Below are 24,535 nucleotides of genomic sequence, written 5' to 3'. Positions count from 1 at the left end.
AACGTACGGGTTGGACGCAGCGCCGATACACGGAGTTGCGGAAACAACGCGGCGCAGGCGCCACCCTCACGGAGGCGGCGCCTGCGCGTCCGGCCTGTGCGGCTTACGCCTCGCGGCTCAGCACAGCAGTCAGCTGCTGCAGCGACAAGATGAGGCGGGCCTTGTCGCTGGCGGCCATCCCGGCCATTGCGTTGCTCAGGTAGGCCTGGCGGGCCTCGAGAATCTGATCGATCAGGTGGTTCCCCTTCGGGAGCACACGCAGGCGGATCACCCGGCGGTCAGCGGTGTCCCGCACCCGCTCGATCAACTGGTTCCGCTCCATGCGGTCGATCAGGTCGGTGGCCGTGCTGCAGGCGAGGAACATCTTCGCGCAGAGCTCCCCCATGGTCAACTCACCGTGCTCCCGCAGCACGAGGAGGGCCTCAAACTGTGGGTTGGTGATATCGAATCCCCCCAAGATATCACGCCCCCACTTGCGCAGCAGGCCGCCCACCTCACGGAGCAGGCTGTCGATCTCGGCCACCTGCGAACTCACCGACGGCTTTACAAGCATACCCTGTCACCCCCACGGGAAATGCCTGGTGTAATCCACCTACCCTCTGCCCCCCGAAAGGTATGGGGCAATAAAGGATACTGTGGTGATTGGCTGAGTTGGGCCAAATCTCCTGCATGGATCCCCACCCTGTAATACGTTTAGGGGTTCCTGTTGGTTCGCATAATCCAAATACCTCAACGCGAACATTCCGCGTCAGTGGCTTGTCGAACGTACCCCAATGGCGCGGCAAACGCCCTGCGGCGATGGCCACAGGGCGTAGCGATTCTGGTGGAGGCGGCGGGCTCTGCCTCCCGCGTCCGAAGGAGATTCAAACAGGACGTCTCCGAGCGCAGCCGTCAGTTTGCGTCTCGCCCGGCCTGCCGCCTGACGGCCGGCTGCAGTCCGGACCAACCGCAGAAGGATCCTCGCCGCCCGGGTCCGCGGTGACCCCGGACGGAACAGCCCGTTGCGTTGACGCTACAACCCCGGCGCACGGTGCCCGCAGTCCGGAGGAGCGATCGCGGCCTTAGGCCGCGCGCTGCTTACGCAGCGAGAGCGAAGTCTTCGTTGGCACTTAATTGCTTGCGGCCTGTTTAACGAGGCCTGCCGCCACCTCGGCTCGCTTTCCTGGATGAACTCTCCCCCGTCGAACCTATTTCGCCCCCGTATATCTCCGCTGGGAAACCCCAGCCCGTGCCAACGGGGAGGATCAGTCGTCGTACCGGCCACGCAGGGCCCGGGCCATCTCGCGTTTGGCCTCGCGCGCCGCGATGTCGTCGCGCTTGTCATAGGCCCGCTTGCCCTTTGCCAGGGCCAGTTCGACCTTCACCTTGCCCTTCTGATTAAAGTATAGCCGCAGCGGGACCAGAGTGAAACCCTTCTCGCGCACCTTCCCGTACAGGCGATGGATCTCGGACTTGTGCATCAGCAACTTGCGCGGCCGCAGCGGTTCGTGGTTGAACCGGTTCGCCTGTTCGAACGGGCTGATGTGGCAGTTCAGGAGGAAGATCTCGCCGTCCTTGATCTGCGCGTAGGCGTCGCGCAGGTTCACCCGCCCGGCGCGGCAGGACTTGACCTCCGAGCCCACGAGCACGATGCCGGCCTCGTAGGTCTCCTCCACGAAGTAATCGTGGCGAGCCTTGCGGTTCTCCGCAACGGGTTGGATCTCGGCCTTCGCTCGGGCCATGCTCTCACCTCGCCAGGAGCATTTATTATACCGCGAAGGCTGCAATCTGTAAAGCAGACCGACCTGCCGCCGCCCGGCGAGGACGGCGGGCGGTGGGCGCACCGAGCCGCCCGCCGCCCGCCAAGCCCCTGGTTAACGTGAGAACCGTCCGTCCGCCCGCCCGCCGCTCCGGGACTTCGTGACGGAGAACGGGTTGTTGACCGTGGGATCCGACACCTCCCGCTCTCTGCCCCGGCCGGCCGGGATGGGCAGTCCCCACATGTCGTAGCGGATGCTCTCGCGCCCCGGCGCGTGCAGGGGCGCCGCGTCCGCACCCCGAACCGGTTCCGTCACGCTGCCCCCGGAATGCGCGGCGATGCCGGACGCCCGGTCCCGGCCCTTGGCCTTCCCCCGCCCCTTGCGCGCCCCCGCCTTGGACCGGCCCGACCCGCCGGACCGACCGGCCGCGGCGGCCTTGCGCGCGGCTCGCTGCCGCCCCTTGCGGGGAACGGCAACCACCGTCTGCACGTCGCTCTCCTCGTCCAGCAGGAAGTCCACCTGCCGGTTGTCCACATCGACCCGGCTGACCCGCACCATCACACGGTCGCCCAGGCGGAACCGTCTGCGGGTCCGCTCGCCCATCAGGGCGTAGTGCTCCGGGTGGAAGTGATAGTAATCATCCGTGAGCGTCGAGACGTGCACCAGCCCCTCGACCGTGTTGGGCAGCTGCACGTAGAAGCCCCAGGGTGTCACGCCGGAGATGATGCCCTCGAACCGCTCGCCGATCCGCTCCGACATGTACTCGGCCTTCTTCAGCTCGATGGTCTCCCGCTCCGCCTCGGCGGCTGCACGCTCCCGCTCCGAGCAGTGCTGGGCAGCATCGGGCATCTTGCGTTCCCACCGGCTCCTGAGCTTGGCCGGCAGTGCCTTGGGGTGCTGCAGGTGGGCCCGCAGCACCCGGTGGACCACCAGGTCGGGGTACCGGCGGATGGGCGAGGTGAAGTGACAGTAATACTCCGCCGCCAGGCCGAAGTGGCCCAGTCGCTCCTCGCTGTACCGGGCCTGCTTCATCGTCCGAAGCAGCACCGACCCGATCAGGTTCTCCTCCGGGCGGTCCTTGGCCCAGAGGGTCACCTTCTGCAGGTCCTTGGGGGCGACGGAACCGTCTCGGGGCATCCGGAGGTTGTACCCGAACAGCTGGAGGAACTCGCTCAGCCCGGCCACCTTGTCGGACGCCGGCGGCTCGTGGACGCGGTAGAGCACCGGCAGCTCACGGGTGCTGCAGTGTTCGGCCACCGTCTCGTTCGCCACCAGCATGAACTCCTCGATGATCCGCTCGGCGATCCCCCGGTCCACCCGGAGGACGTCGGTGGGCCAGCCCTGTTCGTTCAGCTTCACCTTGGCTTCGGGCAGATCGAAGTCCAGGGCGCCCCGGCGCATGCGCCGCTCCCGCAGCACCGCCATGAGCTCGGCCATCTCCCGGCACATGGGCACCAGGTGCTCCAGGCCCGCGGCCGCCCCCGGCTCGTCGTTGAGGATGGCGTTGACCCGGGTGTAGGTCAGCCGGGCGGCGGTGCGGATCACCGACGGGAAGATCGCGTACGACCGGACCTCGCCCCGGCCGTCGATCTCCATGACGCAGGAGAGCGTCAGCCGGTCCACGCCGGGATTGAGGGAGCAGATGCCGTTGGACAGGCGCGGCGGCAGCATCGGCACCACCCGGTCCGCCAAGTAGACCGAAGTGCCCCGCCGGTACGCCTCCCGGTCCAGCGCCGAGCCCTCGGGGACGTAAGCGGCCACGTCCGCGATGTGGACGCCGAGCTGCCACCGGTCGGGGGCCAGGCGCACGACGCTGACGGCGTCATCCAGATCCTTGGCGTCCTCGCCGTCGATGGTGACGATGGTCCAGTCCCGCAGATCCCGGCGCCCGGGCTCGTTCAGGGCCTCTTCCGTCACCGCCTCGGGCACCTGCTCGGCCTCCTGCAGCACGGCGGCGGGGAACGCCTCAGGCAGCCCGTGCTTGCGGATGATGCTGACGATGTCCACCCCGACGTCGCCCTTCATGCCCAGACGCTCCACCACGCGCCCCTCCGCGCCGCGCCGGGCGTCGGGCCACCGGACGATCTGAACGACCACCTTCTCGCCGCTGCGGGCGCCGTTGGTCATGCCCTTGGGGATGTAGATGTCCTCGGGCAGCCGCTTGTCGTCGGGGACGACGTAGGCCAGGTGCTTGGAGGTCTCGAAGGTGCCCACCACGCGCGCGTTGGCGCGCTCCAGGATGCGGATCACCTCGCCCTCGGGCCGCCCATCCGCCCGGCTCGGCACGTGGATGCGTGCGATCACCCGGTCGTTGTGCCACGCGCCGCCCAGGGCCTCCCGGCCGATGAACACGTCTTCGAAGCCGGGATGGTCGGGGATGACGAACGCGAAGCCCCGCGGGTGCCCCTGGAGTCGGCCCACGACCAGGTTCATCCGCTCGGGGGCCCCGTACCGTTCGGTGCGGGTCCGCACCACCTCGCCGGCGCGCTCCATCTCCTCCAGAACCTTGCGCAACCGTGCGTGCTGTTTCTCCGGAATGCCCAGGGCCTCGGCGAGTTCGGCGAAGCCCATGGGCTTGTAGGCCTGTTCCCGGATGAATTCGGCGATTCGTTCTCTCACTGCGCTACCACCTTGCGTACACTGCGGCCTCCGCGCCTGCGAGTGCGCTGCGGCGGCCGGGCCCGGCCAGCGTAGCCCGCACCGCCGCAGTCGACCGCCAGGTGTACGGATTCCCGCTGCTCTCTCATTCGTGTGCCGACCTGGTGCGCCGGTACAGCTCCCTGGCCGCCCGCAGCTTCTCCAGGGCGACGTCCAGGCCGAACCAGCCTTCGATCACGGTCCTCTTACCCTCGAGCTCCTTATACGTCCGGAAGAAGTGCTCGATCTCCAGCAGCCTGTGCGGCGGCACCCCGCTGAGGTCGGCCACCTGGGCGTAACGGGGATCCTTCTGCGCCACCCCCAGCAGCTTGTTGTCGACGCCCTTGTCGTCCGACATCACCAGCACGCCGATGATCCGGGTGTCAACGATGCACCCGGGCACCGTGGGGTTGCTGACCAGGACCAGGATGTCGATGGGGTCGCCGTCCTCCTCGAGGGTCTCATCGACAAAACCGTAGTCCGTCGGGTAATGGACGGGCGAATACAGCACCCGGTCCAGGCGCAGCAGACCGCGCTTCTTGTCGACCTCGTACTTATTCTGGCTGCCTGCCGGGATCTCTATGATCGCTTCAACCAGAGCCTCAGAAACCGCATCAGACACTCTTGAAGACCCCTTTCACGCCGTGTTCCGACCGAATGCCATGTTGCCATTATAGTTAGATCGTTGTATGGTCGCAAGCCGTACCTATCCCAGGGGCCTTCAGCGGCGGGTGTGGAAGTGCACCCAGCGGACGCCGCCCGTCAGCAGCGCAGCCCCGGCGCCGATCAGGGCCAGGCAGAGCGGGATGACCAGCGACCACCGGGTCCCCCGCATGAGGTGCTCCCAGAAGGGCGTCTGCCACAGTGCGGCAGGGAGCCCCCCGAGGGTCGGCAGCACCCGGGCGGCGCCCAGGGACAGCGGCCCCGCCATGGGCAGCAGCACCAGGGTCCAGATGAAGGCCAGCACCGCGTGCAGAAGCCGCGCCGCCACGTAGGGACCCATCCGGATGTCGGTGCCGCTGAGCACGCTGGCCACCTGGCCGTGCACCGAGAGTCCGCTCCAGGCGATGATCGCCCCGGCGATGGCGACCTGCTGCGCCAGCGGCGCATCCGTGGCCCGGGAGGCCGCGAGCGTCCCCAGGTCGATCTCCAGCAGCCCCGTGACCGCCGCCCGCACCAGGGCCGGGTCAATGTGAAGCACGGCGAACAGCCACCGGAAGGGCGCGGAAACGTAGGGGAACAGGCCGGTGACGTCGATCATCCGGGCCAGCACGGCGAACATCATGATGTACCCGCAGATCAGGGCCATGGTCCTCATCGAATCCTTGATTGCGTCCCCCAGCATCTGGCCCAGCGGCCGGCCGTCCTCCTGCCGGGCCTTGATCAGCGCGGCCAGGGCCCGGCTGAGCATGTTCCCCTCCCGCGGCGGCTCGGCCGTCCGCTCGTGCTCGTGGATCCCGTAAAACCGGAAGGTGAGCCCCACGAGGAGGGCGGCGATGTAGTGGGCCAGGGCCATGGTGTGGCCCAGGGCCGGCATGCCGAACATGCCGACCGCCACAGCCCCCCAGATAAACAGGGGATCCCCTCTATTACTGTTGTAAATCCTCCTCTATCGGCCGCCAGTGGATGTCGATGCGCTGGGCCTCCCGGTCTATCACGATTTCCCGGATGACGGCACCGAGCGCCTGGTTCTTGGCGGCTACAGGAGCCTCCTCGTCCTGGAGGATGGCCAGCACGTCCGTCAGCCGCTCCCGGAGGGCCGCAACCTGCGCCTCGTAATCCGGGCCGCTGTCCTTGCTGGCCGCCGCTTGCCGCAGCCGCTCCGCCTCCTGCTCCAGTATGGTGCGCCGGGTCTTGAGGTCATCCAGGGTGATGGCTCCGGCCTCGTATGCTTCCAGGAGGCGCTGGACCTTTGCGGCGTTAGCGGCGAGCAGTGCCTCTGGCGAGGCCGCCCTGGCCTGCTTCGGGATCGCAAAGGTAAGCGGGGTCTGCTCGGCCCCGGCGATGATCTCCTGAATCGCCCCTATGACGGCCTCCTCCAAGTCCTTGGGGCGAATGTAGACCATCGGACGGCAGGCCATGTGCCGCGGCCGGAAGTATTCTGAGCAGACAAGCCTAGCGGGTGACTTTTTCGTCTCGTGCCAGGTCAGGTGGTGCCCGCACCTGGCGCACCGTACCATGCCCCAGAACAGGTACTCACCACGCTTTGACTTGGGGTAGCGGCTGCTGTACTCCTCCAGAACCCGTTGGACGGCCTCGAACGTCTCTTCATCAACAATGGCAGGGTGGGCGTTCTCGACAGTGATCCAATCTGATGGGTCACGGTACCCACGAATCTTCGTGGACTTACCATCCACGTGGTCAATATCTGTATAGCGACGGTTCCAGGTAGCCCGGCCGATGTACACTTCGTTCTGGAGCATCTTTCTGACGGCGGTTGGGGACCACTTGTACCCCCGAGCCAACGTGGCCGGAAAGGGGTTGCCTGTGCCAAAGCCCTCGGCTATGGCGTAGACAGATCGCTCCCGCCGAGCCACCATCCTGAACGCCCACGCCACAGCCTCCGCCTCATCAGGCTTGATCACCAGGCGGCCATCCCGAAGGTCGTACCCGAACGGCCGCTTGCCAAGCCAGCGGCCCTGCTCCGCCAGGTAGGCCATGGTGCTGTACACATTCTCGGCGGTCAAGGCGCTTTGGAATTCTGCGATCAGGTCAAGCATCCGTTCCAACAGCTGGCCCACAGCCCCTTCCGGCGTGGGTTGGGTGATGCTGACCAACTCCACACCCAGCCTCCGGCGGAACAGGGCCTTATACATGGAAGCGTCTTCCATGTTGCGTGCGAAGCGGTCCCACTTCCACACCAAAACACTGTCAAACGGACGGGGCTGCGCCTTGGCGTCCTGGAGCATCCGCACAAACTGCGGGCGATCCGCTGTGCGGGCCGACTCTCCAGCATCGACGTACTCCCGCACGATCACATAACCGTTCTCTTTGGCCCACGCGTGAAGACGGGCCTGCTGGGCTGGAAGGCTTTCGCCCTCCTCCGCCTGCATGCCCGTTGACACCCTAATGTATGCGGCGGCCCGCCGAAGTTCCCCGGACGGGCTAGATCGCCTGCCTCTTGTCCTGCCCATGGATCTGATGCCCCCTTGCCAGCCGCACCTCGACCCCCTCTGGGGCCATGGCACGGGCCATCGCCAGATAGATCCGATCTACAATCGCCTGACGCTCTGCCCCGGTCAGTTCATCTAATGATACAATACCCCGAGCAGTCGGGACGTGATTGCACACAACCCAGCGTACAGCTGTCTTCATTATAGCAGTCCCCCCTGGCCGGCACACCAGACCCGGCCTGACAAATGTCTATGCACCACCTCCTCCTGCAGGTCCAAGCCCGCGAAAAACACGAAGGTCGCCTACCCCCCAGAGCGCATACTGCGCCCCTGGATTTGGGAGATAGGCGACCGATACCTACTACTGACAAACGACTTCCTGTTTGGAGAACGGCTTCCTTTCTTCAGGCGCCGTCCTGCTATTAAGTTGTTGCCGTCTCTCAACGGCAATTTCATTATACCATTGGTTGTAAAGTAATGCAACACAAAACAATGATCTTGGTGCCCAATGACAGGTTGGGCACCCGTTCTTGTTTCGCCGATGTGTAGCAGGATGCTGCGGTCCATCTTCCGAATATGAAGATCAAATAGGGAGGTTGCGTCCGTGCAGCACGAAAGGATCACGCCACCGCCAAAGCTAGAACTGCAGGGATCGCTCATCCTTGAAGGTGACGCTAGGCTGGCCCTGCAACGAATTCCAGACAACTCAATCCAGTGTGTGGTCACTTCACCGCCATACTGGAGCCTCCGGGATTACGGCATCGAAGGGCAGATCGGCCTGGAAGACTCGGTGTACCAGTACATCAACACATTGGTAAGCGTCTTTCGCGAGGTCCGCAGGGTGCTAAAGCCAGACGGCACCCTTTGGCTCAATATCGGCGACAGCTACACCAGTGGCGGCCGTACCTGGCGGGCACCCGATAAGAAAAACCAGGCCCGTGCTATGTCGATACGGCCTGATACCCCAGAAGGGTTGAAGCCTAAAGACCTGATCGGCGTCCCGTGGCGCCTCGCCTTCGCCCTCCAGCAAGACGGATGGTATTTGCGATCCGACATCATCTGGCATAAGCCTAATGCCATGCCGGAGTCCGTAAAGGATCGACCAACCCGGTCGCATGAGTACATCTTCCTCTTTTCCAAGTCAGAGAGGTACTATTACGACTATCAGGCCATTCGAGAAGAGAATGGGCGCAATCGCCGCTCTGTCTGGCACATCAACACCCAGCCAAACAAGGAAGCCCATTTTGCGGTCTTCCCCACAACTCTGGTTGAGCCGTGTATCCTTGCTGGCAGTAAGCCTGGCGACTACGTGCTCGATCCTTTCCTTGGGTCAGGCACAACGGCTGTAGTGTGTCAGAATCTGGATCGTAAATATGTAGGCATCGAACTTAACCCGGAGTACATTCAAATCGCCGTCAAGCGTTTGACAAGCATCCTGACCGAGGCCCCACAAGTTACAAAGGTAGTGATTTAGCATGGCAAGCGCCCGGAAGCCGCCGAAACCACTGAACCTGCCAAGCCCGTTAGTTCTTCCCGATCCTGCTGGTGCTATCGAGTTTGGGGCATCGTTGGATGCACTCCGGCAGTTGTTCCTGGTCCAGGCCCTTCTCGCCACCGTGAAGACTCTGGACCTTAACGTGCTCAACGCTGAACTGGCCCAGTACGTACCAGCTCATCGGCTCCAGGAGATGGCCGGCGTCGGGTTGCGCGCGGAGATTGTCTACCCGGTGCCTTGCCTGATCGAGGCCAATCCCCGCTTGATTGCCTACTACAGGCTGCTGCTGGGCTACTCGGCCAAGCGGCTGTATCGGATGAACTCGCCGTTAGGGCCGTTTGAAACGTTGGAAAAAAAGGGAGTCATCAATCCGCGCCTTCGGCCCCACATTCCGACCATCTGCTCTGCGATGATTGCCTCCGCCGAGAAGCTGGTTGATGGCTTGGGTATCCAGCGCATTACACGAGAGTTGCTTGATGACCTCCAACTGCTTACTCTCGGTTCCCAGCTTCAAGGGGCCAGGAATGTCGCCATCGGCATGGCTGGGATGCACGCTGTTCGCCTGATCATCGAAGACATTGTAGCGCCTTACATTACGAAGTCTGACGCCAACTCGATTGTACTTACGAACTCGGCGGGCCGAACGGTCACTATTCGGATCGGGGCTGATCCAGACGTTCGGATTGAAGAGAAGGTAGGGCGGAACGTGAAACGTACTCTCTCCATAGAAGTCAAGGCTGGGGAGGATAATTCCAATATCTACAACCGCCTTGGCGAAGCGGAGAAGAGTCACAACAAGGCCAAGAAGAAGGGATTCACCGAGTTCTGGACCATCGTCAACACCAGCAACATCGACCTGGTCAAGGCAAGGGTTCAAACTCCTACCACTAATGAGTTCTTCCTCCTGCGTCTCCTGAAGGACAAGAGCACCCCTGAATACGCCGACTTCCGGCAACGCATCGAGGCCCTTTGCGGAATCCCAACCACCTGACAATGAAGACCTTGAAACACAAAGCAGCCCCCGCCAATCAGTCCGGCGGGGGCTCTGCGCTTGGTTGACCCCTGTGTCTGCACACAGGGGTACCCCTTATCACACGTGATAGGGGGTATCACGGGTGATAACCCTCCCTTGTCAGCCCTGATACCCGAAGTTATATAAGGAAGATACCCAAAGAAGATACACGCGTGCTTTTGGATCAGGGGATAGGGGAACCGCCGAATCCGGCTTCGCCGGGTGGGGTTTGTGCCGCTACAGGCCCCCTGCCAGGAACAGCAAACCGTGCCATTCACCCGGCAGGGGGCTGTTGTGAGAACGAGCGGCGCCAGCCGCTCCTTTCGGCGGCCCCAGAAGCCCACCGACCAGCACCCAGCCATCATTCTCCGGCAGGCCAGAAGGAGGAGCGATGACGATGCGAGATCAGGACCGGCTTGCGGCCGTAACGGCCGTCGTGACCCGTGCGGTGAACCAGACCGACCCTATGGGGCTCCTGTCGATAGGAGCGCCAGAAGACGAGTACGAACCTGAGATCCGCGAGCTGGTGGCTGGGCTGGGTGATGCCTGGCCGGACCCGACCGCCGTCCTGCGGCTGTGCGAGTCGGTTTTCAGCCACTTCTTCGGTGCCCGGTACGTAAACGCCAAGCGCATGAAGCGGCTGGCCGGCCGGATCGTCATGGGCCTGCGGGAACTGGAGCGCACGCCGTAGCGCCATCCTGGCGCCCCGGCTACCCTCAGCAAGGGCTCGGGGCGCCGCAGGACGGGCAGACCGGGCTGAGCGGCGGAACCTCTGCGCCGCAATCGGGACAGGTGTGAGGCTTTGCCATCCGTGGTTCACTCCTTCATATAGCGAAGAAAAAGAGGCCGGAGGGTTACTCCCCCACGGCCTCCGTCTTGTGGCTATCAGGCAGGGCCAGGACAGCCGCCTCGATGGCGCCCTGGATCACTCCGCCCAGCCGCTCGATCTGCTCCTCCGGCACGCTGGCCGCCCGGAGGGCCTGCCGCACCAGGTCATCAGCGTACGCATACTTGTCCTCGCGCTGGGACACGTCAAACATCTGCTCGGCGGCGGCCACGGCCATGCCGGCGTAGCGGGCGATCTTATCCGGCAGGGTGCCGTCCGGCAGGATGGCCTCCGCCACACGAGCCACTTGCTCCGCCCCGTCCAGGACCGTCCGCACGGTGGACGCAGGCACACGCCGGGTCAGCAGGGTCACGATGGGGCCAAGAATCAGGGTCACGATCACCGACAGGCCGACAGCGGCCAGGAGCAGCTGGGTCTGGGTAAGCGTCACAGTCATGGGGCATCCTCCTCTCTACTTGGGAAGCCGCACGGTTGCGGTGGGGCCGTTGTTATCCCAAAGCACCTCGAAGCCAAGCAGTTCTGCCCACGCCCGGAGCGGGCACCAGACCCCGCCGACCTCGATCCAGGTGTGCGAGTCTCGCAGTTCCCCGGTGATGACCTTGCCGCTGGGCAGGACGACCCGGACGGGCCGGGGGTTAGTAGTGGCCGGGGCCTTCTCACGCAGGCCGAGGGCGGCGGCGATCATCCGGCAGTAGGCGTCCGTCAGGTCTGCCTTGAAAGCCTCCGTCTTGGCGGCGGCGGCGTCCAGAGGTGAGGTGCTGAAGAATGCCTCGACCAGCACGGCCCGCCCCGCCGTATTTCTCAAAACCTGGAAATCACCTGCCTTGGTCCCGTTGCAGGGGATGCCGTGTTTCGCCAGCATCTCCCGGAAGATCGGCTCCATGGCCTGCGCCAGTTGGTAGCTGCGGGGCGCCCGGTGGTTGATCTTGCCGTCAGGGGCCACAGCTGCCACCCACGACTGCGGGCCATACACGTAGATCGTTCCGCCACGGGCCCGGCTGTCACCAGCGGCGTCGTTGTGCAGGGAGATTAGCACCGAGTCCGGCCAGCCGTTGGCGATGTTGACGCGGGCCTGAAGCTCGCGGGCCAGTCTCGCCGTGCCAGGCGGCAGACTCATGCCCGCCGGGTCCACCGAGGCGTCCGTCTCCCTGGTCATACGGACCTCCACGTCGTCATAGCGGGCGAGGAGGGCATCCCGGAGCCGCAGTCCGATGGCCAGCTGGTAGTCCTTCTCGGTGATGCCGTTCGCCACAGCGCCGGGGTCCCAGCCGCCGTGGCCGGGGTCCAGGACGATTCGGGTAACCATGGTCTCACCTCCATGAAGAAGGGCCGCCAGCGTGTGCCAGCGGCCCATTTTGCGCTATTCATCCCGGCGGCCACGGGAGGCCAGACTCTCCAGCCTGTCCAGTCGTGCCCGAACCTCCTCGCCAAGTGTCTTGATGATCTCCAGGTACCGGGTTTCACGAGCGTTGTTCTGGCGCAAGGTCCACAGCAGCAGCCCCACAAAGAGTGCCGCCCAGAGTCCCTGCTCGATGGCCAGCTTCATCAGGCCCTCCTCCATCCGCCTCACCTCGGATCCCGCCGCCTGCATCAGAAATGGCCGCCCCGGCGTTAGGCGACCCGACGTGCGCTATTCGCTTAGCTAGCTCAAGTGTCGCGTGAATAACTCGGACTTCGTGCAATGGAAACCCATTGAAAAAGCATCAGTCAGAACCAATGATACATGGTGGGAGTTGCCCCTCTTAAACCACCATGTGGAGGTTCGACTGATGCAGTCTCATGGTACGACACCCAACATCGCTGCGCAAGCCATCAAGTCCACCACCCGACATGGTTTTCTCGTCGCTCTTGGCTGGGTAGCTCAAAGGCTCAACCTGGCTGAGATCCTGAATCGGCACCTGCGCATCAAGCAGAAGACCTACGCCCACACGCCGGTTGACAAGGTGGTCGAGGCGTTGGTTGCCATTCTCGGCAACTGTCGCTACATGAAGGATCTCAACTTCGACCCTGAGCCGCTGGTTGCCGATCCTGCCGTAGCTCAAGCCTGGGGGCAGGAACGCTTTGCTCACTTTTCCACCGTCTGTGCGACCTTCAGCAAGCTGACGGAGGAGAACGTTCAGCAGCTTTCCGACGCACTCGCTGAGATCCAGGCCCCGCTGCTTCAGCAGGAGGTGGCTGCCGTAGCAGGTCCAGACCGCTCCGGAATGGTCATCGTCGACATTGACCTCACCGGCCAGAAGGTTCGGGGCGAGACCAGGCAGTACACCGGTACCGACTTCGGCTACATCCAGGGGAAGTTGGCCCGAGGCTATCAGATCGCAGCCGCCTTCCTCAGCGGGAAGCAGCAGCGCTTTGCCATCGACGGCCTTCTCAAGTCCGGCAAGGCCAACAGCCGTTCCGGCGCCTGCCTGCTCGAACTGATTCCCAGGATCGAAGCCCGGATTGGTCGTCCCCTGCGGCGAGTCGAATGGGTCGAGGCATGCCTGGCTCAGCAGAAGGCTCGGGTCAGGCAGCTGTATCAGCAACTGCAGACGGTATCAGGCAAGGGCAGCGCCCGCCGGAAGCAGAAGCTGCAGCGTGAGTTCCAGGAGGAGGTTCAGCACCTCCGTGAAGTGAACCAGCGACTCCGGCAGTACCGGCAGGAGAATCGGACGAACCTGGCTCCCCTCCGTATTCTGCTGCGAGCTGACAGCGCCTTTGGCACGCCGGAAGTGATCCAGCGCCTGCTGGAACTGGGGTATGAGTTCACCATCAAGTCCTACTCCGGAAGCAACGTCGCCTACAAGCACCTCTTCGACGCTGTACCGGCAGAGAACTGGGTTGAAGTCGAGAAGAACCGGTTTGCCTCCGAAGCCGTTACCGTACCTGGCCCCACTTTGCTCGCACCGTATCCGGTGCGACTGGTCGCCATGCGCCGCTGGGACGCCGATGGCCGGGAGGTCCGCAGCGTCATCCTGACTACGCTCCAGCCTGAGGAGCTCACCACGACAGAGGTCGTCAAGCTCTACCATGGACGGCAGACCATCGAAGCCGGGTTCCAGGAGTGGAAGGGAACGTTCCACTTTGGTACTCCTCGGCTGCGGAAGTATGAGGCCAACGCCGCCTTCACGCAGCTGGTCTTGTTCGCCTTCAACCTGGTGCGCTGGGCTTGGCGGTTTCTGAGCACGAACTCGCCCAAACTGGCCGAGGCGGGGAGTCGACTCTTGGTACGAGTAGCGGCCCGGTGCCGAGCAACCATTCGGTGCCTCGGCGACACGCTGCGGTTGGTGTTCAGCCGGGGTACTCCCCTGGCTGGAGCTGAGATTACCCTGAACCGGGCCACTCCCTACCCATACGCCCTTTTAACACCACGAATGTCGAGTTGTTCGCGTGAAACTTGAGCTAGTGGTCACTCGGAACCAATCCACATACGACGGCCCCACGGCGCCGCGCACGGTGATCCCAATGCGGCCGGGGGTCCAGTTGGGTGCGTAAGGCGACACCCACTGATACCAGGCCAGGCCATCGGGAGCCGCCCAGTACGACAGCCGCGTGCCATCCCAGACGATCCGCAGATAGGCGGAGGGCGAGGAAAAGGTGAACATCCCCTTACTTCCGCCCCAGCTGATCGGTTTGGCCCAAATTTCGCTCCGTATGTAGGTGTTGGCGTTCGAGTAATGGCCTATCACCCACGTGTCCATCGCGTCACCCTGGTCCGCTGCTGGCGCCACTGCCAGGCCCACGCAGGCACTGCCATCGCCCCCACCACCGTTGAGGTACTGCTGGGCGTTGATTACTTTCGCAGTCATCACCCACGGGCCGCTGGGCGCAGACTGAAGCAGAGCCATGGGGTTCACGTCATTGTGACCGCCGTAGCAGGACAGCATGGAGATGACTTCGCCGGCCTGGAAGCCACCCTGGCCGTGGACAGCCAGAGGGGTCCACTTCTGATGAAGCACACTCGTGTTGAACTCATCATCCCACTGGCTGGGGATGGCAGGCGGCTCGTCCGGGTCGAATCGCGGGTAGCCGACGCCGCCACCACCGCCCCCGGAGGCAGAAATGATGATCCGGCCCGTCACCGGGTCCTGTGTGAGGGTCACACCAGCCCCTGCGACCAGCTGGATCGCACCGCCGAGGAGCGGATGACCATCCACCCCGAGCCCGGTCACCTGGCTGCTCCAGCCGCTCCGCTCGCTGATCGTCTGCTGCTGGCCGGGCACGGAGCCGAGGGCGGCCCGGCGATCCTGGATGCGCATGATCTCGCGTACCGGGTTAGGCATCGGGTGTCACCTCCTCAGTGGCCGGGGGCGGGGCGTAACCGTAGTGGTGGGCTACGCCGTACATGATCGCCCCGTCCGGGCCGTACTCGATCTCCAGTTCGCTGATCCGGTAGACCTCGCTGATGGTCGTGCTGCTCTCCACGATCTGGATGCAGTCGCCGGGCTGGAGCCAGGGCACCGCCACCGCCGCGAAGCGCACCTCGCGGGCGTGCGGGAGCATGTCGTGGCCCAGCTGGTTGGCGGCGGCCTGGCACTTCTCGGCGCTGTCCAACTCCCGAATTTCGACGAACTGGACCTTGGCCGGAGGCAGGCCGTTAGCAGCCGCGGCCGGGTGCGTCCAGGTGCCGTAGACTGGGAATTTCTGGGTTGGGTCATCCGGGTCCGTGGCCTCGCCCGCCACCCGGATTCGGGCGTACTGATCCCGGCGGGTCAGCTTGTACCCGATCCTGAACAGGTCTTCGCCCTCACGGAAGGTCCAGGCTGCGTAAACGTAGCTGGCCAATACCTGGCCGCCGTCTGGGATCGAACCCCCGTCCAGCCGCCGGACTGCGCCGGCCGCCAGGTCAACCTCGTAATCCACGCCCTCGGTGTAGCACACCGGGGTTCCACCCTCGTCCGTCTCGGTGGGGTCCTCCAGCACCATGGAGCCCGCCACAATCGGCGCATGGCCGAGGGTCACCCAATCCGTGCCTTCCAGCCGAAGCGGCTGGCGCCACTCGGCGGGCTGGCGGTCGGAGGGGTAGCGCCAGTAGGCGCTGCCATCGTCATAGAGCAGGAGTTCATAGCCCGTGACGTTGCTCAGCCACTCCAGGGCGTCAGCGTAGCTTTGCCTCTCAAAAACCTTGCACTGGACCACGATGCCCGTCGGTTCGGTGAAAACCTTGTCGGGTGCGAACCCGGCCCGAATCAGCAGGTCGCGGGCGGTCAGGCTGGCCTCGATGCCCTCTGGGTCCTCGTATGCCAGGTAATACTCGCCCTGGTCGTTGACCACCGTCTGATCCAGGAGCCGCCACCCGTGGTCCCGGCAGTCGATGGAGATGCTGTAGTCGGCCCCGGAGTCCCCGCCCTCCACGTCGATTGACACCTCATCCACCTGGCCCGCGAACGCCAGGGAACGGTCCTCGCCGTAGCCCATCTCGATGGTGATGTCGGCACCAGGGACCACCACGTCTTTCCACCCGTTCAGGGTCTCCGGTCGGTCGATCCCCCGGTCTGGGCTGTAGTAGCCCGGCAGGTCGCGGGGATTGTACGGGTTGCCGTTCGGCCAGGATACCTGCGCCCGCTGGGCGACGGCGCCCTTATCCTTGCTGATCCGCACCCGCTCGGGCCGCACGGTCAGGCTGGGCATGTGGACCCGGTAGATCCGACCGCCGTCCGTCACCACGATCGAGTCGTCCGCGACGGCGATCCCGTTCAAGCGGCTGGCCCCCTGGACGCTCACCACCTGGCCTGGCACCGCCTCCAGGGTCTCCGTGTCGAGGGCCACAATATCCCTGTCGCCTGCCAGCCAGACGTACCGGCCGTCCCATGTCATGTCCCGTGGTCCCACAGGCGTGGCGATAGTCGCCAGGAGAGTCCAGTCCTGGCGGTCATAGACGGCGATCTTCCTTTGGAAATTGTATCCAGAACCAACCCAGATGGTGTCCGGCAAGGCGCAGACGGCAGTGATATATGGGAGGTCTGTGATCACCCGGTCTACCTCGATGGCTCCGGTGCTGATCCGCACGGCCAGGACGCCCCGGTAGTAGTCGGCCAGCCAGAGCAGGTCATTATCGGTGCTGTCCAGGTCAAGGCCGATCAGGGAGGCATTCACGTCCAGGGTCTTAATCACATTCCCGGCCTGGTCGCACTGAACCAGGGCACGGGGGCTGTTCTGGACCATGAAGTATGTCCGGTCACTCCGCCGCCAAGTGATACCTCGCAGGTTGGGGAGGGGCACTGTGGGCCACTCGCCGAAGGGCTTACCGGCCAGGTGGCTCCTCAGATCGAATGTCACCACCGCCGAGGGGGCGGAGGGGCCGACCATGCTTCGGGATTTTAGAAGGCTTCTGATCTGCTCAGGGATTGGAAACACGGTCGGTCACCCCCTCACGCTTCCACCAGCGTCATGGTATAGGAGAGGAGGGAACCACCGGTCCCCTCCACCTCGTCCGCCTCCAGACTTGCGATCATGGCCCGCATCACCATGCCGTCAGCCAAGGTCACCGTGCGGACCACCAGGGCCTCATAGTCGGCCTCCAGCTGGTCGTACTCCGCCGGAGTCGCCAGGCCCCGGATCTCCCGGCGCCGGCGAAGCCTTCCGGTGCCCATCAGGATGGACTGCGGGCCGCTTGCTCCGGGTGCCGGAATCACCGGCTTTTCGGTGAGACCAACCTGTGTCTTGGGCCTCGCCATACTCACTACCCGGAGCGGGGTCTTTCCCCACAGATCAGACATCACCGCCACCTCCTCTGCGACGGAGCCGCCGGATACCGCTCAGCCTCCGCTCGAAGGTCATCGGCCAGGAGCCGGGTCACAGCCACCAGGTCGCCGCGGGAGTTGACGCCTTCAACCCGCACCGAGCCGTCGATGGTCAGGGTGCTGTTGGCCGGAGCGGTCGCATAGGCCGCCGCCGGAAGCCCCGCCGAGAAGCGGTTGGCTGCCGCGTACTGCTGGGCGGCCAGGCTCTGCCAGTCAGGAGCCAGGGCGCCCAAACGGTAGGCGACCTCGCCGAGGGCGTATGCCTTGAAACCGCCGAACGCCTCCCGGACGGCGCTTCCGGCCTTCTCGGCGGACTCCCGGAGGGCGTCCATGCCGCCGGCCGCCGTGTTGGCCGTGCCGCTGAGGTCGCCCAGCTGGTCGGAGGCGTACTTGGCGTCATCCCCCACCTCTGGCAGGGGCGGCTTGTCCTTCTCCTTGAAAAAGTCCCTAACGACGCCCGCTGCATCGCGTCCGAACTCCTTCATGGCTGCGAACTGGTCCTTTGCTGCGTCCACCACCTCAGCCCCTGCGGCCTTGACGTTGGCGACGGCCTCCACCATACCCTGTCGGGATGACTCCCCAAACTCGGTGATCAGGTTGTCCAGCCCGTGGATACCCTGACGCATCGAAGCGTAGAGCCCACCAAGGCCGGGTACGTGTTCGAGGAAGGAGAAGGCATCCGCTAGAGCGCCCACAAACTTGACGAGCATGCCGTATGTAGTGTTGACTCTGCTTTCCAAACACTATATATTGGGGTTGTGACCGGTGCACCTATCGGGTGCTGAAAAGGGAACCCTGTGCGAATCAGGGACTGCCCCGCAGCGGTGAGCAGGAACGACCGCCACAGCAAGCACTGGGCTCCGGCCTGGGAAGCGTGGCCAGTAGGACAGGCGGCAGATGGTGCCGCCCCGCCTGCAAGTCCGAAGACCTGCCGGTCATCCGCTTTCAGGGAGAGCGGATTGGACCAAGCGCCTTCGAGGGGAGGGCTGGGCTATGGCTGGCATTGCTGTGCGCGCCTTGAACGGGATGGTGGCACCCTCCGGGTGTGCCACCACTGTTCGCGCCCAACAGCCACGACCTGTCGCCCCCTGATGGTGCCATCTCAAACGCTGTACGGCCCGCACAACCATATCAGGGGGAATTGAACATGTTGCTGGATGAACGTGTGAACGTCCCGGAGATTGACCTGACCGAGCTTGTGGTGTCAGCCTGCCGGTCGATCTACCCGGAGCGGGCAAGCGAGTTCATCGCTGAGCTGCGGCCGCTCCTGCACGCCACCACGGACCGGTCCCAGCAGATGGACCTCGCTGCGCGACTCGCGGCGGAGAAGACCTCGGTCGAGGAGCCCGACTGGCAGTACGTTGCAGCCCGGCTCTACCTCCAGAAGCTATACGGGGAGGCTGCCAGGAACCGGGGGTACCATCAGCCGGGCTACGGCGACTTCTACGAACTGGTCCGCCAGCTCCATGCCATGGGCGATGAGGCCGGCAATCGGGTCTATGGGGCGTACATGATCGAGGCCTACAGCGAGGAAGAGATTCGGGAACTGGGGCGGTATATTCGCCCGGAACGGGACGAGCTCTTCACCTATGTCGGGCTCCTGCACCTCGCCGACCGCTACCTGATCAAGGGGTTTCACGGCGAGATTCTCGAACTACCCCAGGAACGCTACATGCACATCGCCATGCACCTGGCAAGCGTCGAGTCGGACCGGGTGACGTGGGCCAAGCGGTTCTACGACGTCCTCTCCAGGCAGGAGATGACCGTTGCCACCCCGACCTTCCGGAACGCGGCCACCCCGCTACCCCAGCTCTCCTCCTGCTTCATCGACACCGTTGACGATTCGCTGCAGTCGATCTACGACACCAATCAGTCCTTTGCACAGGTCTCCAAGCACGGGGGCGGCATGGGTATCTACATCGGCAAGCTGCGCGCCCGCGGCTCCGCCATTCGCGGCCGGAAGGGAGCGGCGGCCGGTGTGATTCCCTGGGTGCGAAACTATAACGACACCGCCGTCGCCGTCGACCAGCTGGGCGCCCGCAAGGGTGCGGTCTCAATCTGGCTCGACGTGTGGCACAAGGAGATCTTCGAGTTCCTGGCGCTGAAGCTGAACAACGGGGACGACCGGATGCGGGCCCACGACATCTTCCCCGGTGTCTGCGTTCCCGACGCCTTCATGCGTGCCGTGGAGCAGGACGCTGACTGGCACCTGTTCTGCCCGCACGAAGTGCGCACGGAGATGGGCTTCTCCCTGGAGGACGCCTGGGGTGAGGAGTGGGAGCGGCGGTACCGGCTGTGCGTGGAAGCTGCCCATGCGGACAAGCTCGACGCCACCGTCGTGAGGGCCAGGCAAGTTGCCAAGGCGATGCTCAAGAGCCAGTACGAGACGGGCGGCCCGTTCCTCTTCTTCCGGGACACGGTCAACCGGCTGAACCCGAACAAGCATGCCGGCATGGTCTACTGCTCCAACCTCTGCACGGAGATCGCACAGAACCAGAGCCCCACCAGGCTGATCGAGAAGACCGATGACGGGGAGGTGATCACCTACCGCTGGCAGCCCGGCGACTTCGTCGTCTGCAACCTGGCATCGATTAACCTGAGCAAGGTGCACACCGAGGAGAAGATCGCTGAGGTGGTCCCCCTGGCGATCCGGATGCTGGACAACGTGATCGACCTCAACTTCTATCCGGTGCCCCAGGCGAAGATCACGAACAAGAAGTACCGCGCCATCGGCCTTGGCGTCCACGGCTACCACCAGATGCTGGCCGAACTCGGCATCCACTGGGAGTCGGAAGACCACCTGCGGAAGGCCGACGAGGTCTTCGAGCTGCTCAACTACTACGCCGTCAAAACCTCGATTGAACTGGCAGCGGAGAAGGGGTGCTATCCGCTCTGTAAGGGCTCCGACTGGGAGACCGGCGAGTACTTTGCGCTACGCGGCTACGAGAGCGACCGGTGGCAGGCGCTACGCCGGCAGGCCGCTGAAGTCGGCCTGCGAAACGCATACCTGCTCGCCATCGCCCCGACCAGCTCCACCTCTCTCCTCTGCGGGACCACCGCCTCCGTGGATCCGATTTATGACCGGGTCTATAACGAGGGCAAAAAGGATCAGGTGATCCCGCTGGCCGCCCCCGGCCTCTCCCCCAAGACCTATCTCTACTACAAGCCAGCCCACCAGATCGATCAGACCTGGTCGATCCGGGCGGCGGGGGTGCGGCAGCGCCACATCGACCAGAGCCAGTCCTTCAACCTCTACATCCGTCCGGACATCAAGGGCAGGGATTTCCTGAACCTGTACATGCAGGCGTGGAAGAACGGCCTGAAGACGGTCTACTACGTGCGGTCGCGCAGCCTCGAAGTGACGGAAGCGGAGTGCGAGGCCTGCCAGGCATAGGGGAAGCAAGGAGGGGACAGCATGGAACGTCTCGCGGAGCGGAAGCGGCTTTTCAACGAACACGGGGAGCGCGACTGGGGCAAGCGCCGCATTATCGGCGGGAACCCGACCAATATCATGGAGCTGACCAACGTCAAGTACGAGTGGGCCCAGAAGCTGTCCGACATAATGCTCAGGAACTTCTGGATCCCCGAGGAGGTCCCCCTGCTCGACGACGCCAAGCAGTACCTCGAGCTTACAGCGGACGAGCAGTGGGCCTACGACCGGATGCTGTCGTTCGTCATCTTCATGGACAGCATTCTGACCGTCTCCATGCCGAATCTGATCAACTACGTGACGGCACCGGAGATCAACATGTGCCTCTCGATCCACAACTTCCACGAGGCGCTGCACAGCAAGTCGTACGGCTATGTGCTCGAGTCCGTCGTGCCCGCCGAGCGCCGCCAGTACATTTATGACCTCTGGCGTGAGGACCGGCAGCTGCTCGAGCGGAACCGGTACATCGCCAACACCTTCCAGCTTTTCGCGGACAACCCCACGGATGAGCACTTCGTCAGGGCGTGCATGGCGCAGTATGTGCTGGAAGGGATCTACTTCTACAGCGGCTTCGCCTTCTTCTACGCACTGGCCAGGATGGGCAAGATGAAGGGCACGGCGACGGAGATCCAGTTTATCAACCGGGACGAGATCACCCATGTCGCCGTCTTCCAGAACATCCTGAACGGGCTGCGGCAGGAGCGCCCCCAGTTGTTCACCCCGCAGCTGGACGCCGACCTGCGGGCGATGATCCGGCAGGCGGCCGAGCACGAGATGGCCTGGGCCGCCTACTGCGTCGGCAACCGGATCCAGGGCCTCTCCGGGGAGGTCCTGCAGGGCTATGTCAAGCACCTGGCTGACCAGCGCGCCCGCGCCCTTGGTTTCGAACCGCTGTACGGGAATCACCCCAACCCGATCAAGTGGGTGGAGTCGTTCAGCAACCTGAATCAGACGAAGGCCGACTTCTTCGAGACGCGGGTGACCAACTACGCCAAGTCGACCAATATCGACCTCGATGATCTCTAGTCGGAGGTGTGATCCATGGCGGCGCTCAGGGTGTACACGAAGGAGAGCTGTCCCGGTTGCCTTCAGATCAAGCGTATGCTGAACTATCTCCAACTTGCCTATGAGGAGCGCCGGGTGGACGAGCAGTCGGCAGACCGTGAACGTATCCTGGCGCTGGGCTTCCGCTCCCTCCCGGTGGTTGAGGTCGAAGGGGTCGGTGCGGTACCCGGTGCGGATCCAGCACAGGTGGAGGATCTGCTCGTCAGGGCCGGCCTGGTATAGACCAGATGCCCCGACCACCAGATGGGCGGTCGGGGCATCTTCGCTTACATGGTGGCGGGTCCATCCGCCTTGTTGGGCGGGCAGTACATGTTCAGCCAGCGCAGGATCTTGTGGAACCGGTCGACCCGCAGGACGGGCGGACCCTGGCGGGTCAGGTCGTGGTTGGAGCGCGGGTGGCGACCAGCTCGGTCGGGGCCTTCTTGTAGAACTTGATCGCCATGTAGAACTGCTCGGCCTGCTCGATCGGGCAACGGTAGTCGAACTCCGAGTGCATGAGGGAGATCGGCGTCTTGACGTTCTTCACGTACGCGATCGGCGAGATCTTCCAGAGCGCCTGCACGCCCTCCGGCGACCACGGATCCTCCACCAAGTGCTGGATCTGGTTGAAGAACGGGCCAAAGTCGGGTCACCCGGCCTCGCGGCCGGGTGCTACAGGCCTTGTAGGCGAGCTGCATCTGTCGGTAGCTGGTGTTTCAATCCTCACCCGGCCTCGCGGCCGGGTGCTACCTAAAGAGGAAGTGCGCGAGCGCAACCCCATTCACGTTTCAATCCTCACCCGGCCTCGCGGCCGGGTGCTACCTGGGCTGGTTAGTCCACCTCAACCACGGCGTAAGGTTTCAATCCTCACCCGGCCTCGCGGCCGGGTGCTACTCGTGTGGGTAGGACTTTTCGCGGCCGACCGAGGTTTCAATCCTCACCCGGCCTCGCGGCCGGGTGCTACCCGAGGCCCTCGGCGGCGTTGTGGAGTGGGAAGACGTTTCAATCCTCACCCGGCCTCGCGGCCGGGTGCTACCTTACTCGCGGCCAGGGGCCTTCTTGGTGGCGACCAGGTTTCAATCCTCACCCGGCCTCGCGGCCGGGTGCTACCCTGTGCGCTCCGTGGGGGGCACCCACCGCACCCCGAAGTTTCAATCCTCACCCGGCCTCGCGGCCGGGTGCTACCCCTCACGCATCACGTGGAGGTCGTACTGCACGAAGGTTTCAATCCTCACCCGGCCTCGCGGCCGGGTGCTACCGTCAGGTTCCAGTGCTCCTTGGACCACGGATTCCTGTTTCAATCCTCACCCGGCTTCGCGGCCGGGTGCTACCATCGTCGAGCAGGCGACCCTCGCCGGCTACCGGGAGTTTCAATCCTCACCCGGCCTCGCGGCCGGGTGCTACGCGGACAGGGCAGGCAATCGTCATGTGGGACGATGAGGTTTCAATCCTCACCCGGCCTCGCGGCCGGGTGCTACGTCCGATTCCCAGCAGGTCGCATGCGAGGCCGAGGTTTCAATCCTCACCCGGCCTCGCGGCCGGGTGCTACGACTAAGTGCAGGGGACTATCAACTCACTGAAGGAGGTTTCAATCCTCACCCGGCCTCGCGGCCGGGTGCTACCACGATGGCCGCTGGTTCATCCTCGACTCCACCATGTTTCAATCCTCACCCGGCCTCGCGGCCGGGTGCTACCCGGCGTAGTGCTTCACCCTCTCGGCCTCGGCCACGTTTCAATCCTCACCCGGCCTCGCGGCCGGGTGCTACGCTCCCGCTCGATCTCCTGCATCGAGATGGTCATCATGTTTCAATCCTCACCCGGCCTCGCGGCCGGGTGCTACGGTGGGCGTTTTTCAGACCGGCGGCCATCCGCTCGTTTCAATCCTCACCCGGCCTCGCGGCCGGGTGCTACCCCTGCATCGCCGCCCAGATAGGCTGCAGGGTCATGTTTCAATCCTCACCCGGCCTCGCGGCCGGGTGCTACCCAGCGCAAGGTCTTGCGCATCTGGAGGAATGAGCGATGTTTCAATCCTCACCCGGCCTCGCGGCCGGGTGCTACCCGTGGGCGCCGCCCTGGTGGCGCTCTGGATGACGTTTCAATCCTCACCCGGCCTCGCGGCCGGGTGCTACCCGCAACATCAACCGGGGTTCCGTTCTCCTCGAACACGTTTCAATCCTCACCCGGCCTCGCGGCCGGGTGCTACTCACCTTCTTCCTCTTCTATCCACTTCATATCGATGTTTCAATCCTCACCCGGCCTCGCGGCCGGGTGCTACCCGTCAACTGCGCCAAAGAGATCGCCATGGTCGAGAAGTTTCAATCCTCACCCGGCCTCGCGGCCGGGTGCTACATGAGCTGGCGGAGCAACCGGTTTTCCTCCTGGGGGTTTCAATCCTCACCCGGCCTCGCGGCCGGGTGCTACCGGACCGTTACCATCAACCGGGCGGCCACTGTGGTGTTTCAATCCTCACCCGGCCTCGCGGCCGGGTGCTACACC

At 64.1% G+C, this 24,535-nt stretch carries 22 protein-coding genes, 1 other RNA gene, 1 CRISPR repeat array and 1 riboswitch (1 of these 25 running past the window's edge); of the genes, 7 read left to right on the top strand and 16 right to left on the bottom strand.

Annotated elements, in window-relative coordinates; all coding sequences use genetic code 11:
* Positions 1 to 103 precede the first annotated feature (103 nt).
* From STH_RS01765 to STH_RS01740, 7 genes are all read right to left on the bottom strand, one after another.
* Entirely contained in the window at positions 104 to 553 is a 450-nt protein-coding gene (locus STH_RS01765; protein WP_011194475.1) for a MarR family winged helix-turn-helix transcriptional regulator, read from the bottom strand.
* A 268-nt stretch (positions 554 to 821) separates the two neighbouring features.
* Positions 822 to 1,200: a transfer-messenger RNA gene (gene ssrA / locus STH_RS17665) on the bottom strand.
* Positions 1,201 to 1,244: 44 nt separating this feature from the next.
* The gene (gene smpB, locus STH_RS01760) at positions 1,245 to 1,721 is read right to left on the bottom strand and encodes an SsrA-binding protein SmpB (protein ID WP_011194474.1); all 477 of its coding nucleotides are present in this window, start codon (positions 1,719 to 1,721) and stop codon (positions 1,245 to 1,247) included.
* Between the two features lie 132 nt (positions 1,722 to 1,853).
* Complete coding sequence (rnr, locus tag STH_RS01755) at positions 1,854 to 4,310, bottom strand: ribonuclease R (RefSeq protein WP_420834788.1); 2,457 nt, start codon at positions 4,308 to 4,310, stop codon at positions 1,854 to 1,856.
* A gap of 172 nt (positions 4,311 to 4,482) precedes the next feature.
* On the bottom strand, positions 4,483 to 4,998 hold the full coding sequence (locus STH_RS01750) for an inorganic diphosphatase (protein ID WP_011194472.1): 516 nt from the start codon (positions 4,996 to 4,998) through the stop codon (positions 4,483 to 4,485).
* Positions 4,999 to 5,097: 99 nt separating this feature from the next.
* Positions 5,098 to 5,934 carry a hypothetical protein gene (locus tag STH_RS01745; protein ID WP_011194471.1) on the bottom strand — a complete coding sequence of 279 codons (837 nt, stop codon included), beginning with the start codon at positions 5,932 to 5,934 and terminating at the stop codon, positions 5,098 to 5,100.
* A gap of 31 nt (positions 5,935 to 5,965) precedes the next feature.
* The gene (locus tag STH_RS01740; protein ID WP_083765898.1) at positions 5,966 to 7,510 is read right to left on the bottom strand and encodes a recombinase family protein; all 1,545 of its coding nucleotides are present in this window, start codon (positions 7,508 to 7,510) and stop codon (positions 5,966 to 5,968) included.
* 583 nt (positions 7,511 to 8,093) lie between these two features.
* On the opposite strand from STH_RS01740, the gene STH_RS17765 reads away from it, so the two are divergent.
* The 3 genes from STH_RS17765 (at position 8,094) to STH_RS01725 (ending at position 10,687) form a co-directional block, all read left to right on the top strand.
* On the top strand, positions 8,094 to 8,963 hold the full coding sequence (locus STH_RS17765) for a DNA-methyltransferase (protein WP_011194468.1): 870 nt from the start codon (positions 8,094 to 8,096) through the stop codon (positions 8,961 to 8,963).
* A 1-nt stretch (position 8,964) separates the two neighbouring features.
* Positions 8,965 to 9,975, top strand: a complete 1,011-nt coding sequence (locus STH_RS01730) for an XcyI family restriction endonuclease (protein WP_011194467.1) — start codon at positions 8,965 to 8,967, stop codon at positions 9,973 to 9,975.
* Between the two features lie 418 nt (positions 9,976 to 10,393).
* Complete coding sequence (locus tag STH_RS01725) at positions 10,394 to 10,687, top strand: hypothetical protein (protein ID WP_043713035.1); 294 nt, start codon at positions 10,394 to 10,396, stop codon at positions 10,685 to 10,687.
* 25 nt (positions 10,688 to 10,712) lie between these two features.
* Here the strand turns inward: STH_RS01725 and STH_RS19880 are convergent, their stop codons facing one another.
* The 4 genes from STH_RS19880 to STH_RS01710 are packed head-to-tail and all read right to left on the bottom strand — an operon-like array spanning position 10,713 to position 12,404.
* Positions 10,713 to 10,805, bottom strand: coding sequence for a zinc-ribbon domain-containing protein (locus STH_RS19880; RefSeq protein ID WP_148205452.1), 93 nt, complete (start codon positions 10,803 to 10,805; stop codon positions 10,713 to 10,715).
* A 45-nt stretch (positions 10,806 to 10,850) separates the two neighbouring features.
* Positions 10,851 to 11,279 carry a hypothetical protein gene (locus STH_RS01720; RefSeq protein WP_011194464.1) on the bottom strand — a complete coding sequence of 143 codons (429 nt, stop codon included), beginning with the start codon at positions 11,277 to 11,279 and terminating at the stop codon, positions 10,851 to 10,853.
* A gap of 15 nt (positions 11,280 to 11,294) precedes the next feature.
* Positions 11,295 to 12,149 carry an N-acetylmuramoyl-L-alanine amidase gene (locus STH_RS01715; protein WP_011194463.1) on the bottom strand — a complete coding sequence of 285 codons (855 nt, stop codon included), beginning with the start codon at positions 12,147 to 12,149 and terminating at the stop codon, positions 11,295 to 11,297.
* A 54-nt stretch (positions 12,150 to 12,203) separates the two neighbouring features.
* Positions 12,204 to 12,404 carry a BhlA/UviB family holin-like peptide gene (locus STH_RS01710; protein ID WP_148205627.1) on the bottom strand — a complete coding sequence of 67 codons (201 nt, stop codon included), beginning with the start codon at positions 12,402 to 12,404 and terminating at the stop codon, positions 12,204 to 12,206.
* 208 nt (positions 12,405 to 12,612) lie between these two features.
* Between STH_RS01710 and STH_RS01705 the strand changes: the two genes are divergently transcribed.
* On the top strand, positions 12,613 to 14,223 hold the full coding sequence (locus STH_RS01705; RefSeq protein ID WP_043713033.1) for a transposase: 1,611 nt from the start codon (positions 12,613 to 12,615) through the stop codon (positions 14,221 to 14,223).
* Here the strand turns inward: STH_RS01705 and STH_RS01700 are convergent.
* The 4 genes from STH_RS01700 to STH_RS01685 all read right to left on the bottom strand — a co-directional run bounded on the left by STH_RS01700 (position 14,185) and on the right by STH_RS01685 (position 18,191).
* Complete coding sequence (locus STH_RS01700) at positions 14,185 to 15,105, bottom strand: hypothetical protein (RefSeq protein WP_011194460.1); 921 nt, start codon at positions 15,103 to 15,105, stop codon at positions 14,185 to 14,187. The two genes, STH_RS01705 and STH_RS01700, sit on opposite strands and share 39 nt — an antisense overlap.
* Positions 15,098 to 16,936, bottom strand: coding sequence for a hypothetical protein (locus STH_RS01695; protein ID WP_148205451.1), 1,839 nt, complete (start codon positions 16,934 to 16,936; stop codon positions 15,098 to 15,100). Before STH_RS01695 ends, STH_RS01700 begins: the two co-directional genes overlap by 8 nt.
* Positions 16,937 to 17,193: 257 nt before the next feature.
* Positions 17,194 to 17,541: a hypothetical protein gene (locus STH_RS01690; RefSeq protein ID WP_043713028.1), complete on the bottom strand. Its 348-nt coding sequence runs from the start codon at positions 17,539 to 17,541 to the stop codon at positions 17,194 to 17,196.
* Complete coding sequence (locus tag STH_RS01685; protein WP_043713025.1) at positions 17,541 to 18,191, bottom strand: hypothetical protein; 651 nt, start codon at positions 18,189 to 18,191, stop codon at positions 17,541 to 17,543. The genes STH_RS01690 and STH_RS01685 overlap by 1 nt, the downstream gene beginning before the upstream one ends.
* Positions 18,192 to 18,311: 120 nt before the next feature.
* Positions 18,312 to 18,516, top strand: a riboswitch (cobalamin riboswitch).
* Positions 18,517 to 18,712: 196 nt separating this feature from the next.
* Here STH_RS01685 and STH_RS01680 point away from each other — a divergent pair.
* From STH_RS01680 to STH_RS01670, 3 genes are read left to right on the top strand one after another with little or no spacing between them, the layout of a single operon-like run.
* The gene (locus STH_RS01680; RefSeq protein WP_148205450.1) at positions 18,713 to 20,959 is read left to right on the top strand and encodes a ribonucleoside-diphosphate reductase subunit alpha; all 2,247 of its coding nucleotides are present in this window, start codon (positions 18,713 to 18,715) and stop codon (positions 20,957 to 20,959) included.
* Between the two features lie 21 nt (positions 20,960 to 20,980).
* Entirely contained in the window at positions 20,981 to 22,021 is a 1,041-nt protein-coding gene (locus tag STH_RS01675; protein WP_011194455.1) for a ribonucleotide-diphosphate reductase subunit beta, read from the top strand.
* Between the two features lie 15 nt (positions 22,022 to 22,036).
* The gene (locus STH_RS01670; RefSeq protein WP_043713021.1) at positions 22,037 to 22,282 is read left to right on the top strand and encodes a glutaredoxin family protein; all 246 of its coding nucleotides are present in this window, start codon (positions 22,037 to 22,039) and stop codon (positions 22,280 to 22,282) included.
* 151 nt (positions 22,283 to 22,433) lie between these two features.
* Here STH_RS01670 and STH_RS01665 read toward each other — a convergent pair whose 3' ends face one another.
* Positions 22,434 to 22,649, bottom strand: coding sequence for an alpha/beta hydrolase family protein (locus tag STH_RS01665; RefSeq protein ID WP_158506819.1), 216 nt, complete (start codon positions 22,647 to 22,649; stop codon positions 22,434 to 22,436).
* Positions 22,650 to 22,752: 103 nt separating this feature from the next.
* A CRISPR array of direct repeats spans positions 22,753 to 24,535; the repeat unit is 37 nt; unit sequence GTTTCAATCCTCACCCGGCCTCGCGGCCGGGTGCTAC (it continues 219 nt past the right edge of the window).

Source organism: Symbiobacterium thermophilum IAM 14863, from assembly GCF_000009905.1.
GTDB lineage: Bacteria > Bacillota > Sulfobacillia > Symbiobacteriales > Symbiobacteriaceae > Symbiobacterium > Symbiobacterium thermophilum.
The sequence above is the reverse complement of the archived record's forward strand: the minus strand, read 5'-3'. Positions and strand labels throughout refer to the sequence as shown.

Excerpts from the sequence above, each read along its gene's own strand:
- STH_RS01725 (WP_043713035.1), top strand. The coding sequence starts at position 10,394 with ATGCGAGATCAGGACCGGCTTGCGGCCGTAACGGCCGTCGTGACCCGT.
- STH_RS01720 (WP_011194464.1), bottom strand. The coding sequence starts at position 11,279 with ATGACTGTGACGCTTACCCAGACCCAGCTGCTCCTGGCCGCTGTCGGC.
- rnr (WP_420834788.1), bottom strand. The coding sequence starts at position 4,310 with ATGGGCTTCGCCGAACTCGCCGAGGCCCTGGGCATTCCGGAGAAACAG.
- STH_RS19880 (WP_148205452.1), bottom strand. The coding sequence starts at position 10,805 with ATGGCAAAGCCTCACACCTGTCCCGATTGCGGCGCAGAGGTTCCGCCG.
- smpB (WP_011194474.1), bottom strand. The coding sequence starts at position 1,721 with ATGGCCCGAGCGAAGGCCGAGATCCAACCCGTTGCGGAGAACCGCAAG.
- STH_RS01670 (WP_043713021.1), top strand. The coding sequence starts at position 22,037 with ATGGCGGCGCTCAGGGTGTACACGAAGGAGAGCTGTCCCGGTTGCCTT.
- STH_RS01730 (WP_011194467.1), top strand. The coding sequence starts at position 8,965 with ATGGCAAGCGCCCGGAAGCCGCCGAAACCACTGAACCTGCCAAGCCCG.
- STH_RS01690 (WP_043713028.1), bottom strand. The coding sequence starts at position 17,541 with ATGTCTGATCTGTGGGGAAAGACCCCGCTCCGGGTAGTGAGTATGGCG.
- STH_RS01700 (WP_011194460.1), bottom strand. The coding sequence starts at position 15,105 with ATGCCTAACCCGGTACGCGAGATCATGCGCATCCAGGATCGCCGGGCC.
- STH_RS01675 (WP_011194455.1), top strand. The coding sequence starts at position 20,981 with ATGGAACGTCTCGCGGAGCGGAAGCGGCTTTTCAACGAACACGGGGAG.
- STH_RS01705 (WP_043713033.1), top strand. The coding sequence starts at position 12,613 with ATGCAGTCTCATGGTACGACACCCAACATCGCTGCGCAAGCCATCAAG.
- STH_RS01680 (WP_148205450.1), top strand. The coding sequence starts at position 18,713 with ATGTTGCTGGATGAACGTGTGAACGTCCCGGAGATTGACCTGACCGAG.
- STH_RS01685 (WP_043713025.1), bottom strand. The coding sequence starts at position 18,191 with ATGCGTCAGGGTATCCACGGGCTGGACAACCTGATCACCGAGTTTGGG.
- STH_RS01765 (WP_011194475.1), bottom strand. The coding sequence starts at position 553 with ATGCTTGTAAAGCCGTCGGTGAGTTCGCAGGTGGCCGAGATCGACAGC.
- STH_RS01715 (WP_011194463.1), bottom strand. The coding sequence starts at position 12,149 with ATGGTTACCCGAATCGTCCTGGACCCCGGCCACGGCGGCTGGGACCCC.
- STH_RS01710 (WP_148205627.1), bottom strand. The coding sequence starts at position 12,404 with ATGGAGGAGGGCCTGATGAAGCTGGCCATCGAGCAGGGACTCTGGGCG.
- STH_RS01740 (WP_083765898.1), bottom strand. The coding sequence starts at position 7,510 with ATGGGCAGGACAAGAGGCAGGCGATCTAGCCCGTCCGGGGAACTTCGG.